General features: G+C 68.2%; 16 protein-coding genes. 11 read left to right on the top strand and 5 right to left on the bottom strand.

The annotated features are described in order from the left end of the window. The first annotated feature begins 5 nt into the window (after window positions 1-5). The 7 genes from ABTZ59_RS31735 (at window position 6) to ABTZ59_RS31765 (ending at window position 5,888) form a co-directional block, all read left to right on the top strand. Window positions 6-893 (top strand): DUF5936 domain-containing protein, encoded by an 888-nt coding sequence (locus ABTZ59_RS31735; protein ID WP_351421267.1) that lies wholly within the window; start codon window positions 6-8, stop codon window positions 891-893. Between the two features lie 77 nt (window positions 894-970). Then, a complete protein-coding gene (locus ABTZ59_RS31740) occupies window positions 971-2,314 on the top strand; it encodes a sensor histidine kinase (protein WP_351421270.1) in 1,344 nt (447 codons plus the stop codon). Between the two features lie 68 nt (window positions 2,315-2,382). After that, window positions 2,383-3,477 carry a response regulator gene (locus ABTZ59_RS31745; RefSeq protein ID WP_351421273.1) on the top strand — a complete coding sequence of 365 codons (1,095 nt, stop codon included), beginning with the start codon at window positions 2,383-2,385 and terminating at the stop codon, window positions 3,475-3,477. A 236-nt stretch (window positions 3,478-3,713) separates the two neighbouring features. Then, the gene (locus ABTZ59_RS31750; RefSeq protein ID WP_351421278.1) at window positions 3,714-3,953 is read left to right on the top strand and encodes a hypothetical protein; all 240 of its coding nucleotides are present in this window, start codon (window positions 3,714-3,716) and stop codon (window positions 3,951-3,953) included. Then, window positions 3,950-4,606: a pilus assembly protein TadG-related protein gene (locus tag ABTZ59_RS31755; RefSeq protein ID WP_351421283.1), complete on the top strand. Its 657-nt coding sequence runs from the start codon at window positions 3,950-3,952 to the stop codon at window positions 4,604-4,606. The genes ABTZ59_RS31750 and ABTZ59_RS31755 overlap by 4 nt, the downstream gene beginning before the upstream one ends. 29 nt (window positions 4,607-4,635) lie before the next feature. Further along, window positions 4,636-5,232, top strand: a complete 597-nt coding sequence (locus ABTZ59_RS31760) for a hypothetical protein (RefSeq protein WP_351421291.1) — start codon at window positions 4,636-4,638, stop codon at window positions 5,230-5,232. After that, entirely contained in the window at window positions 5,232-5,888 is a 657-nt protein-coding gene (locus ABTZ59_RS31765; protein ID WP_503003795.1) for an OmpA family protein, read from the top strand. The genes ABTZ59_RS31760 and ABTZ59_RS31765 overlap by 1 nt, the downstream gene beginning before the upstream one ends. Window positions 5,889-5,968: 80 nt before the next feature. Here ABTZ59_RS31765 and ABTZ59_RS31770 read toward each other — a convergent pair whose 3' ends face one another. Both ABTZ59_RS31770 and ABTZ59_RS31775 read right to left on the bottom strand, forming a co-directional pair. After that, window positions 5,969-6,160 (bottom strand): hypothetical protein, encoded by a 192-nt coding sequence (locus ABTZ59_RS31770; RefSeq protein ID WP_351421296.1) that lies wholly within the window; start codon window positions 6,158-6,160, stop codon window positions 5,969-5,971. Between the two features lie 11 nt (window positions 6,161-6,171). Further along, a complete protein-coding gene (locus ABTZ59_RS31775; RefSeq protein ID WP_351421303.1) occupies window positions 6,172-7,023 on the bottom strand; it encodes a helix-turn-helix domain-containing protein in 852 nt (283 codons plus the stop codon). Window positions 7,024-7,287: 264 nt separating this feature from the next. Between ABTZ59_RS31775 and ABTZ59_RS31780 the strand changes: the two genes are divergently transcribed. After that, window positions 7,288-7,812: an ATP-binding protein gene (locus tag ABTZ59_RS31780; protein ID WP_351421307.1), complete on the top strand. Its 525-nt coding sequence runs from the start codon at window positions 7,288-7,290 to the stop codon at window positions 7,810-7,812. A gap of 84 nt (window positions 7,813-7,896) precedes the next feature. Here ABTZ59_RS31780 and ABTZ59_RS31785 read toward each other — a convergent pair whose 3' ends face one another. From ABTZ59_RS31785 to ABTZ59_RS31795, 3 genes are read right to left on the bottom strand one after another with little or no spacing between them, the layout of a single operon-like run. Beyond that, window positions 7,897-8,511, bottom strand: a complete 615-nt coding sequence (locus ABTZ59_RS31785; protein WP_351421313.1) for a hypothetical protein — start codon at window positions 8,509-8,511, stop codon at window positions 7,897-7,899. Further along, window positions 8,508-10,403 carry an alpha/beta hydrolase gene (locus ABTZ59_RS31790; protein WP_351421317.1) on the bottom strand — a complete coding sequence of 632 codons (1,896 nt, stop codon included), beginning with the start codon at window positions 10,401-10,403 and terminating at the stop codon, window positions 8,508-8,510. The genes ABTZ59_RS31785 and ABTZ59_RS31790 overlap by 4 nt, the downstream gene beginning before the upstream one ends. After that, window positions 10,400-10,858 carry a hypothetical protein gene (locus tag ABTZ59_RS31795; protein ID WP_351421323.1) on the bottom strand — a complete coding sequence of 153 codons (459 nt, stop codon included), beginning with the start codon at window positions 10,856-10,858 and terminating at the stop codon, window positions 10,400-10,402. Before ABTZ59_RS31795 ends, ABTZ59_RS31790 begins: the two co-directional genes overlap by 4 nt. A 231-nt stretch (window positions 10,859-11,089) precedes the next feature. Between ABTZ59_RS31795 and ABTZ59_RS31800 the strand changes: the two genes are divergently transcribed. The 3 genes from ABTZ59_RS31800 to ABTZ59_RS31810 all read left to right on the top strand — a co-directional run bounded on the left by ABTZ59_RS31800 (window position 11,090) and on the right by ABTZ59_RS31810 (window position 13,970). Further along, complete coding sequence (locus ABTZ59_RS31800; RefSeq protein ID WP_351421326.1) at window positions 11,090-12,685, top strand: polymorphic toxin-type HINT domain-containing protein; 1,596 nt, start codon at window positions 11,090-11,092, stop codon at window positions 12,683-12,685. A gap of 65 nt (window positions 12,686-12,750) precedes the next feature. Then, window positions 12,751-13,263 (top strand): hypothetical protein, encoded by a 513-nt coding sequence (locus ABTZ59_RS31805; protein WP_351421332.1) that lies wholly within the window; start codon window positions 12,751-12,753, stop codon window positions 13,261-13,263. 179 nt (window positions 13,264-13,442) lie between these two features. Then, on the top strand, window positions 13,443-13,970 hold the full coding sequence (locus ABTZ59_RS31810; protein ID WP_351421336.1) for a hypothetical protein: 528 nt from the start codon (window positions 13,443-13,445) through the stop codon (window positions 13,968-13,970). The last annotated feature ends 20 nt before the right edge of the window (window positions 13,971-13,990 follow it).

Genomic DNA, 13,990 nt, shown 5'->3' on the forward strand with positions numbered 1-13,990 from the left:
CAATGATGGGACTTCTGCTCTCGGTCGCCGTGGGGCTGGCCGTGTACGGCGTCTTCCACGGCATTCGTATGTACCGTGCGGACGCCAAGCTCCCGGGAGACCTGGCGATCGCGCTGGAGGTCGGCGCCACGCGGACGACCGCTGTGGGATCCGGTATCGACCGGCTCGGCATGCGCTGGGCCCCCAACGTGCTCCGCATGATGGGTCCGAAGCGGGTCGAAGCCCTGCGCCGTCGACTCGACATGGCAGGCAACCCGGGCGGTATGACCGTCGACCGCTTCGCCGCCCGCCGGGCGGTCTATGGAGCCCTGGGTGTCCTGGCGGCGCTGGCGCTGGTCTCCCGGGGCCAGACGATCGTCGCGCTCGTCGCGGTGGCATACGGTCTTGCCTGGCCCGATGTGATCATCTGGGCTGCCATCCGCAGGCGTAAGTCGGACATCGAGCGCACCCTGCCCGACTTCCTGGACGTCCTCGCCGTGGTCGTCTCGGCGGGGCTCGGATTCCGCCAGGCGCTGGAGCGCGTCGCGGACAAGTACACCGGTCCCTGGTCCGACGAACTCCGCATTACGCTGCGCCAGATGGACATGGGCGTCAGTCGCCGGGAGGCCTTTGAGCAACTCCGCAAGCGCAACGCCTCCGAGCAGGTGTCGATGTTCGTCACGGCGCTCCAGCAGGGCGAGGAACTGGGTGCGCCCATCGTGGACACCCTGATACAGATCGCCAACGACATGCGCCGCGCGGACGCGCAGAACTCCCGGCGCAGCGCCGCTCAAGCGGTACCGAAGAGCACGCTCGTGGTGACCATGGTGATGCTGCCCGCCACCATGATCCTGATCGTTCTGAGCTTCTACTACGGTTCCAACGTCGATTTCGGGAGCATTCTCTCCAAGTAGTTCGACAGGGCGTCACCTCGTCGCCCTTCACATGTCCGACCATCCGACCGCACTAGTCCGAAGGGGAGGTGATCTCCATGGGTCAGAGAACGCTCACGCTCACCGGCGGTAACACCAATGAGGTGCCGCGTTCGGCCACAGCGGGCCCGAGCCATGTGCCCTCGCTCCCGATCCAGGTCAACGCTCTCCAGGCGTTGTGCCGACAGGTGTTCGGCTTCCGGCTCGCCATGATCGCGCTCGCCGCTCCCTTCGCCCTCGCCCGTACCGCACCGGGCGTCGCCACGTGGCTCGTGGGCTCGGCCGTGGTCGTGACGTTCATGGTCTCGTACGTCCTGCTGCGCGACTGGGAGCGATTCGGGCCCTTCCTGCTCCGCCACCCCGCACTGCTCGCCGCCGACATGCTCTTCGGCGCGCTCCTGCTCATCACGGCGTCCCCGGACTCGACGCTCGCGTACGTCACCATGTGCACCCCGCTGCTCGCCGGGCTGGTGTACGGGTGGCGCGGGGCCGCGCTGTTCGCCGTACTCCAGTCGCTGATCGTGGCCGTCGCGTACACGGTGAACACCCAGGCCGAGGCGGGTTTCAGCGCCCTTCTCCTGCCGGGGTTCTGTGTGATCGCGGGAGCGATCGGCAGTACGTTGCGCAGTCTGATGCTGGGCTTCGGCACCGCCAGCCAGGCCCTGACCGAGGCCCGAGCCAGGCTCGCGGTGCACGGCGCCGTCGAGGAGGAGCGCGCCAGGCTCGCCCGTGAGATGCACGACTCGGTGGCCAAGACGCTCCATGGTCTGGCCCTCGCGGCGGACGGTCTGGCGCATTCGGCCGACCGGATGGACCCCCTGACCGTCAAGCATCAGGCGGATCTGGTGGCACGCTCCGCCCGGCGGGCCGCCGCCGAGTCACGGGAACTGCTCTCCGATCTGCGGCGTGAATCCGGACTGGACGGCGGCGTCGACGTACTGGCCGAACTGCAATCCCGTACAGCGGACTTCGCACGTCGGCACGGAGTCGAGGCGACCTTCGGGCGGCTCGGTGAGGTATCGGTGCCTCCCATTCCGCACGCCGTCGCCCGGCACGCCCTCACGATCGCCAGCGAGGCGATGGAGAACGCGCAACGTCACGCGAACCCGACCTACGTCAATGTCTCGGCCGGGGTCGTCCGCGATCTCCTGCGCATCAGCGTGTACGACGACGGGCAGGGCCTGCCGCCCGGCACCACCCTCGACGATCTGCGGCGGGCCGGCCACTTCGGGCTGGTCGGCATGGTCGAGCGGGCGGCCTCCATCGGAGCCCGGATCCGGATCGGCAAGGGCCGGGCCGCGAGGGGCACGGAAGTACGTCTGGAACTGCCGCTCACCGCCCTGAGTCCCAGTCAAGAGGGTCAGTTCGCCCCGCTCCCGCACTCCGCGCCACAACTGAACTGACCGCGAAGGCCACATACACAGCACTGACCCATCCGCCGCTCCCACACCTTGAGAGGAGGCCGCAGCCAATGCCGGACGACATCTCCAGAAGCTCCGGTCAGCACGGGACACAGCAGGCCCATGCCTCGCAGCACACGTCCTCGCACGCCACACCGCTCAGCTCGGAACAGACCGCCGGGGTCCCCACACCCATACCCACATCCGCACCGCCGGCGGCATCCGGAGAACTCCCCGACTTCCCCCAAACGATGCCGACCGCGCCGCCCCTGCGCGTCGTGGTCGCCGACGACAACCCGGTGGTACGGGCGGGACTCACCGTCCTGCTCTCCGGACGTGATGACCTGGAGGTCGTCGCAGAGGCGTCGGACGGCCGCCAGGCGTACGAACAGGCCGTACAGCACCGCCCCGATGTCATTCTGCTGGACGTACGTATGCCGGGAGTCGACGGCATCTCCGCGCTCCCGCACCTGGTGCGGCTGGCACCGGTTCTGATGATGACGTACAGCCGCGAGAGCGAGATCGTCCACGAGGCACTGAGACTGGGCGCGGGCGGCTATCTGGTCCACGGCGAGTTCACGGCGGACCAACTGGTGCACGCCGTACGCGACATCAAGCAGGGCCGGGCCCACTTCACCTACTCCGCCTCCAGCGCGCTGCTGGCGACGGTACGGAACGGCCCCGGGGCCGACGGCGGACCGGTCGGTCTGCCGGAGGGCCTGGGCACGGCGTTCACAGGCTCCGGCTATCGCCCCGCGGCACCGATGCAACCATCTGCACCTGCATATGGTGCCCCGCTGGGCCCGCAGCCGCCCTTCCCCTCAATGAACGCCCAGCCAGGGGCCGTTGATCCAGTGTTGAACGCGCAACAATCTTCTTCAGAGCCTTTGCTTTCGCAAGGAAGTGTGGGACATTCTTCTCGGGGGCCACAGTCGGGGCACCCCGAGGGGCTGTACTCCGAACTGAGCCAGCGGGAGGTGGAGATCATGGACCTGATCGGGTCGGGAATGACCAATCAGCAGATCGCCGCGGCCTGCTTCATCAGCCAGAAGACCGTCAAGAACCACATCAACCGCATCTTCACCAAGCTGAACGCGGGCAGCCGCGGTGAGGCCATCGCTCTCTGGCACGGGATCGCCCGGGGAAGGGCGGCCGACCATGGCTGAGCGCACCGACGCCCCCCGGACCACAAGGACACCGGACGGCATCGTGAGGGACAGGACCCAATCCCCTGATTGGGCCCGCGGTTGGGCCCTGAGGCCCATGGCAGGGGATGCCTCCCCGACGTACTTTTCTCATGTCGCAAGCGACACCGGCCAGGAGGAAGCCGGCAGCGCGAACGACATCAAAGACTCGTACGAGTCGGCCGGTACACGGCCGGCCGACACCGGAGGAGAACACCATGTCGAACATCACGCTGAAGGCCGCCGCCGCCACCAAGGTCTACGTCGGCACCTGGGCGAACACGGCCGTCACGGCGATGAAGGCCCGTCGCGACAAGGGTCAGGGCGCTGTCGAGTACGTGGGTGTGATCGTGCTGGTGGCGCTGATCATCGCGGCCATCGTCGGCACGGACGTGGCTTCGACCATCGCCGATGGCCTGACCGAGACGGTCGGAGAGATCCTCGGTGGCGGGGAGTGACGCGTAGCACTTCCAGTGAGTCAGGGCAGGCCGCTCCCATCTACATCACGATGGTGGCGGGCCTGCTCTTTCTCGCGCTCGCGTTCTTCGCGGTCGGCCAGGCCGGTGCGACACGCAATGAGGCTCAGGGAGCCGCGGACGCCGCTGCCTTGGCGGCGGCCCAGGAGTCACGTGATCTGTTCCGTGACGGCCTCCTGGATGGGCTGCTGGACCCCGGATTTCTGGATGACGTCTTCAACGGCGACCCGATCGGCACTGCCGACGGCTGCGAGGCGGCGTCCCGGTTCGCCGACCAGAACGGCGCCAATGTGCTGCCCGGCGAATGCCGACAGCTGACCGACGGCCGCTGGGGCTTCACGGTCGCTGTCCGCACCCAGGAGCCGATGGGCCCCAACATCCTCTCGGAGACCGAGGACCAGCACGCCGAGGCCACGGCCACGGCGGTCGTCGTACCCCGGTGCAGCTTCGAGCCCGCCGAGGACGAGGAGCCGTCCGAGGACGGGGAGGAGTCGGAGGACCCGGACAACGCCGAGCCGGTGTCCCCGGGCACCCTCGACTGCGGCGGCGGCCCGGGCTGGGACATCGATCCGGATCATCTTGACCTTCTGCCGGACATGGCTGATCTATTCTCCGTCCGACTGGCCCAGGACTGACCGCGAGCGAACGCAAAGGAATGGCACTCATGAGCATGTGGCACGGAGCGAAGGCGCGCAGGGCTGCGGCGGTGGCCCTCGCGGCCACCGCGCTGACCGTCTCCCTGACGGCCTGTGGCGGTGGCGGGGGGGACGGTGCCAAGGAGGATGGCGAGAGCTCCGCGTCGGCCAACCCGAGCACGGGGACGCCGAAGGATGACGGCGCCGGTGGTGAGACACCTGACACCAGTAAGGTCCTGGCGACCATGCGCGCCGCGAACGGGCTCGAAATCATCATCCACTCCGCCGAGCGCGACGAGGGCGGCTTCCTCACCGTGAGCGGCACCCTTACGAACACGGGCTCCAAGCAGGAGTACGCGCCGGTCGGCTGGAACGGCAGGGAGACTCAAGTAGCCCGCACGGGCAGGTCCTTCGCCGGGTTCACGGTCGTGGACAAGGCGGAGAAGAAGCGTTACTACGTGCTGCGCGACACGGACGGCTATCCGCTCACCACCACCGGTGTCGTGAACGTCAAGCCTGACGAGAAGGTCGCCATCTTCGCGCAGTTCCCCGCTCCTCCTGACTCCACCACACAGGTCGACCTTCAGCTCCCGATGATGCCCACCGCCACGATTGAGATCTCCTGATGGGCGCCACGACATCCCGCGTACGCAGGGTCTCCAGGCGCCCGGCGGTGACGGCCGTCGCCGCGGCCGTGCTCTTCACCAGTGTCCAGTTCACCATGGCCGCCGGGGCGCGTGCCGACGAGACTCCGAGCACCCCGCCGGGTACGGAGTCCACCTCGCCACCGCCCGAGGTGGACGGCAACGCCTCCGGCCTCAAGCTCCGCGAGGGCGCCACCCTCGCGCCCGCCAAGGTGCTCGACATCATCTCGGTCGTCGAGTCCGAGGGCGGTGAAGAGCGCCGCGAGGACACGAACGAGAACGTGAAGTTCGCGCTCCAGGCCGAGGTCCTCTTCGGCAAGGACAGCGCCAGGCTGTCGTCCGCCGCGAACTCCCGTATCGCCGCCATCGCCGAGGAGATCAAGACGCAGGGCGCGACGAAGGTCCGGGTCTTCGGCTTCACGGACGACCTCGGCTCCGCCGCGCACGGGGACGTGCTCTCCAAGCAGCGTGCCGAAGCCGTGCACGGTGTCCTCCAGGGGCAACTGACCTCCGCCGGGATCACGTTCGAGATCCGCGGTTACGGCGAGCAGTACCCGATCGCGGACAACAGCACAGAAGAAGGCCGCAAGAAGAACCGTCGCGTGGAGGTCTCCTTCCCGCGCGGAGAGAGCCAGTAGGCTTCCGAGCCGCCCGCTGAGGGGGCGGGTCCACAATCGTTTTGTGGACCCGCCCCCTCAGTGCGTGCGCGTTCGGAGGTTCAGAGCAGGTGGTCGGCCTTGCCGGCCTTGATCTCGCGGATCAGATTGCGCAGGGCGTCGCGGCTGTCGGTGAGGTAGTGGTCCTCCTGGCCGAGTACGGAGATATAGCCGTTGCCGTCCTCGTCCGTGCCTATGCGGAAGCAGTTGTTGCCCTCGCCGCAGAAGGCGTTCTCCCAGTTGATCTCTGACATGTCGGCCTCTCTCAGAGCTCTTGTGCGATCCCGTGGATGAAGTCACGCGACTGCGCGGTGGTCAGAGCGTGCTTCTCCATCCAAGCGAAGTGAGCCCGGTATTTGGTGAGTTCGGCCTCGGCGTGGCTGAACACGGGGCCATGCGCCGAGTCGAGCTGAACGGTGTCCAGCTGCGGCACCGGCCCCTCGGCGTGGAGAACGGCGTGGCCCGCGCCCGGGAAGGCACCGACGTGGACCGGCAGTATGCGCAGTTCGATGTTGTCGCGCTCGGACATGGCGCACAGATGCCGAAGCTGTTCGCGGGTGGCCCGGCGGCCACCGAACAACATCCGGAGCGCCGCCTCGTGCACGTACCCGGCGTACCGCACCGGGTCGGTCCGGTCGAACACTCGCTGACGCTCAAGACGGTGGGCGACACGCAGTTCGATGTCCGACGCGGGGAGCGGAGGAAGGACGGCGGTGAACACCGCGCGTGCGTACTCGCTCAGGTGCAGCAGCCCCGGAAGGTGAACCGTCTGGAGCGTGCTCAGGCCCGTGGCGTGCCACTCCAACTCCGCGATGTCCAGGAGCCCTTGCGGCAGCGCGCCACGGTACGCCTCCCACCACCCCTTGCCCCTGGCCATCGCCATCGAGGCGAGGGCGTCAATGAGGGCCTTGTCCTCACACCCGTAGTTGCCCGACAGCGTACGGACGCGCTCCACGCTGAGCCCGGCGCGGCCGGACTCCATGTTGGGCACGTTGGTGCGGGGGACGTCCAGCAGCCCGGCAGCGAACTCCGTGGACATGCCCGCCGCCAGGCGCATCTTCCGCAATTCGGCTCCGAGCCGGCGTTGTCGCTCGGTGGGTGAACTCCTCGGCGGCATGTCGCCCCCTTCTGGTCGTTCCTGCCTGAGTCATCTCAGTCTGCCGGTGGGCCGCGTACGGGTTCCACCGAAAGCGTAGTACACGTACTCCCGAATGCTCTACAGTCGGTAACGCACCGCTCACGCAGATGAGTTGGAAGTGCATCACGCGGTCCTGCCCGCAACTCCTTCCCTGGGAGGGGCGGTCCCGCGTCAGGGAGACAAGCCACCGCTCAGCCGTGTCGCGGAACGCGACCCAACTCGCCCCGTCCGAGGGAGAATTCCATGCCGCTCACGCGCGCCACGCATTGCCCGGTGGCCCAGCCCGTCCTCGTCAACGCGGGCCTGCCCGGCCGCAGGCGCAACCGGCCGCCCCGTCTTGAGGGCCTGGCCTACAGCTTCACCCTTCCCGGTGAACCGCATTGCGCGGCCACCGCGCGCACCGCGATCCGGTCCGCGCTGGACGTGCACGGGCTCGCCCCGTACGCGGACCTCGCCGTACTCGCCGCCACAGAACTGATCGGCACAGCGGTCGGACTGACGCCGGACCGAGAGGTCTACCTTTCCCTCCGCTACCGCGCGGGCGCCCTCCGCCTCGTCCTCTGGGACCAGCACCCGCGCCACACCGACCCCGACGATGTGAGCCTCTGCGCGGAACGACGCCGGGGCGCGCTCTGGCTGCTCGCCGCATGTGTCAGCGACTGCGGGGGCGAGTGGGGCACGGCCGAGGCGAAGCCGCCGCAGCGAGGGGTCAAGTCGTGGGCGGTACTGCCGTGTCGGCGCCCCGACGCGGGCGGGAAGCGTCCCTGAACCGGCCTTCGTCGGGTCGGGGCCCGGGGGCCTGTCCGTGGGTACCCCGGGTCCCGAAGGATCACCGTCCGCGTGGTGCTGCTTTCAGGAGGATGGGGACGGGATCGGGGTGTTCGCGGACCAGAAGTCGGAGTGGACGGAGGGATACGGGACCTCCGCCCCTTCGAAGGGGGTCCCATTGGCCGTCGTCTTGGGCGGGGCGACCTCCGAATCGATGAAGCACGGCGTGACGACATCGAAGAAGAACTGGCCCTTGTCGCCGACGGCGACGCTCATCCGGAAATCCTCCGGGGTTCGAGCGTCGACGGCTGGGAACTCCCTGTCGCTGTCCACGCCGGTGATCTCGTAGCCCTGCTTCTTCCACTGCCGTTCCACCACACCGAGCAGACTCCCGCGTCTGGCCTCCGAGACGATGGTCATCACTGCGACGCGCCGTGTTACAGCCCCCGTCTGCTTGCCATCGATGGTGTAGTTGCCACATCCACTCGCCGTGGACCCGTCATGCACCCAGTTCAACGCCGGCTGTACCGAAGACATGGTCTCCAGCATGATCGCGTCGGCCTTCTCGGCCGCCTCTTGCAGACTGATCTTGCTGACCACGTGCTTTTCCTCTCCCCGCTCTCTTGATGTTCCCGGACTGGAACACCCGACGGTGACTACTACGAGCGCCGCGAGCAGAACAACAGGCAGCATCCTCATCGGGGCTCCTCGGCCGTGATCTTGTCGCCGCGACCGGTGACGATCTTGGCGATGTTACGGGCGGACTCTGGGTCCTTCTCGGGGTTGAAGTAGTTCGAGTGGGCCGGTGTAAGCCCCTCCCCGTCGACGAGCGGACGTGGCCCGTCGTCCACCTTGAAGCGCTGCGCGCCAAAGTCCTCGTGCGCCGGATCCGTGCCGAACCAGAGCTGACTCTCGTCCTCCGACGACATGTATCCGGCTACGCCACCGGCAATGCCGCCCACCACGCCGCCGACGATGCCCCCGATCGGGCCACCTAGGAGCCCCAAGGAGGCCCCGGCGGAGGCGCCGCCCACCACACCGGCGGCCATCGCACTCGCCTCGTCCTCGCTCGGCAGCATGGTCACGGGGTCGTTGTCGGCGGCGCCGACGTACACATGGCCCTTGCCCACCCCGAGGTCCTCGGCGCGATCCGCGCCGGTGCCGGGGCTGCCGAGCAGGATGATGTCATCGGCTCCCGGGATGCCGCCGTCCCGCTGCGCCGCCTGTCCCACGGTGAATGAGCCGTACGAGTGGCCGATGGCGGTGACATGCGGATCGGGGTTCTGGTTTGTCGCCGAGATTCCCGCCATGAAGTCGTTGTAGGCGACCGCCCCGACCTTGCCGTCTCGTTCGAACATCACGCCCGCATTGTCGAGCAGTTTCCCGGCCGGCATCTGCGGTGCGTCGTAGCCGAGCCATACGATCGCCGCACTGGACTTGTCGTACCGCATCGCGCCCTTGGCAGTATCGCGCGCTCGCTGCACATCGTTACGGGCGAACGCCTCGTCCAAAGAGGTCCCGAGACCCGGAACGTACGCGGACACATTCCGCGACGCGTCCGGGTTGCCGAACGACACGATCGCGCGGCCGTTGCCCTCGTCCCCGATGCCCAGCAGATACATCGGCGGCACGCCCTTCTCCGGCTCCGCCCGTAACTGCTCATCGATCGACTTCAGCCCCGCCAGCTGGGCCCGCGCCTGCTCGCTCTCCTGCCCTTCCAGCTTGCCGATCAGCAGTTGCAAGTTGTCTCTGTTGGCCGTGTCGCGCACGTCGGCGGGGATACCGTCCAAGTTACCGATCTCATTCGGGTACACCGCCAGATACTCCTCACGCTGCTCCTGCGTGAGGGACGCCCACCATGCCCTGCGCTCCGCAGGGGACTTGTCCTCGGGGATGCCATCCCGCAAGTAGTCGTCCGCCGCGCCCCGCACGGCCGCGGCGTCCGCGGCGGCGTCCGTCCAGGTCTTCGTATCGACGGTGAGCCCCGGGGCGGCCTTGAGACGGGCCAGCGTCTTGCTGAAGCGGCTGTCGATGTCCTGGGCCTCGTTGACCGCGCGCAGGATGCGGTCGGCGATGGCTTGGGCCTTCCCGTGGTGGGGATTGGGATGGGTCAGAGGCGGTGCGCCCGAGGAGGCTCCCAGTGAGGGGCCGTACGGCGTGCCGAGGGACGACCCGCTCGTGCTGCCACCCGGGAGTTCCTTGCCGTCGATGACGTTCTCGCCACCGGCCGGGTAACCGACCGATCCGTCGGCGTGCACGGTGAACCTCAGGTTCGCCGCGTCCTCCAGGGCGTCCTTCAACCGTCGCTGTGCGCCGCTCAGTTCGAACGCCAGGCTGTTCAGCGTCGTACGGACGAGTCCGCACTCGGTGTAGATGTACTCGAAGTTCCGGTCCAGGCGCTTCAGCCGTCCGAGTGCGGCCGTCGCCGCCTCGCCCTTCTGCGACGTCGCGAGCTGGTTCGTCATCTCGTTGCTCACGCGGTCGCGAGCCGCGTCGGCCCGGTTACTGGCCTCGCCCCAGCCGTCCGCCGCGTCCTGGAGCTCCGACCACTTCAGATCGCGTAATCGCTGCCATGTCAGCACGGCGGTCACTTCTCCCCCGGGGCAGTCGGCGTGTCGATTGCCTGGAGCGAGGACTTCACCTTCACGTCCCGCTCTCCCAGGTCCTTGCCGACCTGCCGCAACTTCGGGGCGAGGGAGCCGCATTCGTCCCGTACGGACCCCAGACGCGCCTCCCAGGAGGTGAGCACCGACTTCAGCACGCCTGCGCTCGCCAGTCCTTCATTGCCCGCGGCGACACCCGCATGCGCTGATGACAGCTTGCTCTTGGCGGTCGCGGTGCTCGTCCGTAAGTCTTCCGCGACGCCGGCCGCGGTCGTCCACGGCCGGTCGGTGTGTTTCAGATCGCCTTCGGAGGCGGAGCTGCCCGATCCGCCCGCTTCGCCCGCGGATGCCGGCGACATCCGAGCGTTCGCGGCACTCTCTCCTTCTTGACCGGCCTGGCCGATCAGCTGTCTCCAGGATTCCGAGTACGCCTCGGTCGTCATGCTCGCCTTCCCCGTCGATCCGTGGTGCGGCTTGTACCGGATCAAGCTACCGAACGCGCTCTGCTGCCGTGCGGATGCGCGGAGTTGGGTCCTCGGACCCAAGACACGGGAGGTTTGCGCCGATAGCCTCGTGCTATGTCGCCATCGGGGGTAGTGCGTCATTTTCGTCGTTTCCGCTGTCGTGCGCGGAGGTCCGGGCGGACGTCCGTGCGGAGGTCCGTGCGGAGGTTCATGCCGCGCACCGAGGCCAGGTTGCTCGGGCTGCGCCGGGCGCAACGAGGGCAGGGGGCCGTCGAGTACGTCGGTCTCGTGGCGGTCGTGGCCGCCATCGTCGCCACGTTGGTGATGACCGGTGTGGGGCCGACGATCGCCGAAGGGCTGAGCACGCAGGTGTGCCGGATCACCGGCGGCGACAACTGCGGTGGCGGGGGAGGCGGAGACACCACCGCGACCCCTGACGACCCGGACGGCCAGGACGGCCAGGACGACCCCGCCTCCGACACAGGTGACACCGGCGGCACAGGCGGCACCGAAGGCGGCGAGAAGCCGCAGACCCAGATCGATTACGAGGCCGCCCTCAAGGAACTCCAGGACGCCCAGGCCGCCGAGCGCGCCGACTCCGACAAGGCCAAGGAGGCCGCGAAGGAGCTGGCGAAGATCCTGGCCGACGAGCTGGGGATCACCGACGCCCTGGACTGTGTCACCAAGGGCGACATGGGCGCCTGTACGGAGACGCTGGTCAATGTGTTGCTCAGCCTCGTCGGCGGGGCCGTGGGCAAGCTCGCCGCGAAGTACGGGGCGCCGTGGAAGTGGAAGAAGGCCGTCGAGCTGATCAGAAAGCTGAAGAAGCACGGCGGCGATCTGTACGACGGCATCAAGGGCCTGATCAAGAACCGCAAACGTGTCAGTGAGGCCGAGGACAGACTCGCGGACGCGAAGCGGAAACTCGACGCCGAGAACAAGGGCAAACCCAAGGAAGGCGACCCACCGGACAAGAAACCCACCACGTGCCCCGTCCGGCACAGCTTCCTGCCCGGTACGCCCGTGCTGCTCGCCGACGGCACGCGAAGGGCCATCGACCGTATCCCCGTGGGCACACGCGTCCTGGCCACCGACCCGGTGACGGGCGTCACGGAGCCCCGCGCGGTCGAGCGGACCATCATCACGTACGACGACAAGCACTTCACCCGGCTCACGGTCCTGGACGGCGGCGTACCGGCCCGCCTCACGGCCACGGACACGCACCCGTTCTGGCTGAGCGACGAACGCCGTTGGGCGGAGGCCGGGGCGCTCTCCCCGGGCGACGAACTGCGGACGCCGACGGGCTCGACGCGTACGGTCATCGCCGTTTCCCGCTACATCCAGCGGCAGACCACGTACGACCTGACCGTCGCGGGCATCCACACCTACTACGTAGGGATCGGCTCCGCCGCCGCGCTCGTCCACAACAACGACTGCGACATGTCCCCGGAGGACGTTGAGGCGGCCAAGAAGCCGAATGTCGGCGAGGGCGACGCCAAGAAGTTCAAGGATCACTTCCTGCGCCACAAGAAGCTCATCGAGGACGCCCTCGGTACGAAGTACAAGAAGCTGAAGGAGGACGGCCCCCGGTTCCGTGAGGACATCGGAAAAGCCATCAAGGACGGCACATTCGAGCTGGTCGGGAAGGGTACGTTGAAGAAGGGCGAGCCGGAGGGGCTGATCTATCGTGGCAAGGGCGTGACGATCGTCCTGCGGGAGAACGGCGACTTCTGGACGGCGCTCAAGAGCGGCGAAGGACTCGACACCTCGATCGAGATCACCCAGAAGGTGCCGAAGAAGAAGTGATCGAAGCAGCAGGCGATCGAAGCTGAAGCGACCGAAGCAGCAGGCGATGAAGGGGTCGGGCCGGAATGAGCAGCCAGTGGCGGGCGGTCGAAGAGGCGCTCCGTGCCCACCATGTCCGCGATGTGCTCGTCCCCGGCTGGATCGACAGGGACGGCGACGTACCGGAGTTCCGGCCCCAACCGATGGTCGTATGGCTGCGGCTGGACGACGGACTGCTGCGCTTCGAGTCCACCGGCCAGTACGACCGGCTGGCCTCCGCCCTGGTGCCGGCGGTCGGTTGGGCCGACATCGGGGTACTGGCCGATGCCGAGGACGAGGTGATCGTCGCCTCGTACGGCGAACAGCTCTTCGGCGACGGCAGGAGCGCTTGGCGCTGTACGCGGTTCCGGGTCTATCCGGGCGGCGGCACGGAGTGCAGATGTCTCGCGCTGGACTTCGAGGGCGGTCACACACTCTTCCTCGACCCCACGTGGACGTTCGGCATCCGGCTCGGCAACGAGGCGCAGGAGAAGTGCTGGGTGGAGTTGTACGGGGACGGCGCCTGCGGAGTCGAGACCACGCTCGTGCGGGGCGGATAGTGGACGGACGGACGCGATTGGGCCCGGACCCATGCGCGCACGGGGTCCCAGGGCCCATGACCCCGTGCCCCGGAGCGCATAGCGTCCCCTTCGCTGGAGTCGCGTACGTCCGGACCCGGGACACGGAAGCCGGACGCCCACGCGCGAGCCGCCGGAGTCGTCGACGGGGGAACGTGCCCATGCTCTGCAACTTCTTGATCAGCCAACGGCTGGAACCGTCCGAGCTCGTCGCCGCGCTCGCGTACGCGACGGGGGTGCGGCCCGGCCAGGTGGATGTGTGCGCCGAGGTGGACAGTCAGGACGCACGCGACTGGGAGGCGTTCGTCCTCTGTACCCACCACCGGGTGCGGGGCGATGTGGTGATGAGCCTGGACATACAGGTCCAGCCCGCGAGCGCCGCGTACGGCGCGCCCGAGACCGAGGCGGAGCTGGCCGTGGCCTTCGCCGCCCGTACGGGTGTCGCGGTGCTCTATCCCGACGCCGGCGTCGACCCGGAGACGTACTGGCTGGCCGCCCCGGCGGGCGGATCGCCCGACACCGTGGTGACCCGGGCGCGGCTGGCGGCCTCGGATGCCGCCTCGGCCGACGAGCGGCCGGTGTACACCGTGAGCGCCGTGGAGAGGGCGGTCGCGGCCTTCCCCGGCGCCGAGGTGAGACCGCTCGGCGAACCGGCCGTCCTGAACGCCCCGAGCGACACGACCCAGTGAGGAGCGACAGGATGAGTGTG

This window comes from Streptomyces sp. NPDC094034 (genome assembly GCF_040303865.1).
Lineage (GTDB): Bacteria > Actinomycetota > Actinomycetes > Streptomycetales > Streptomycetaceae > Streptomyces.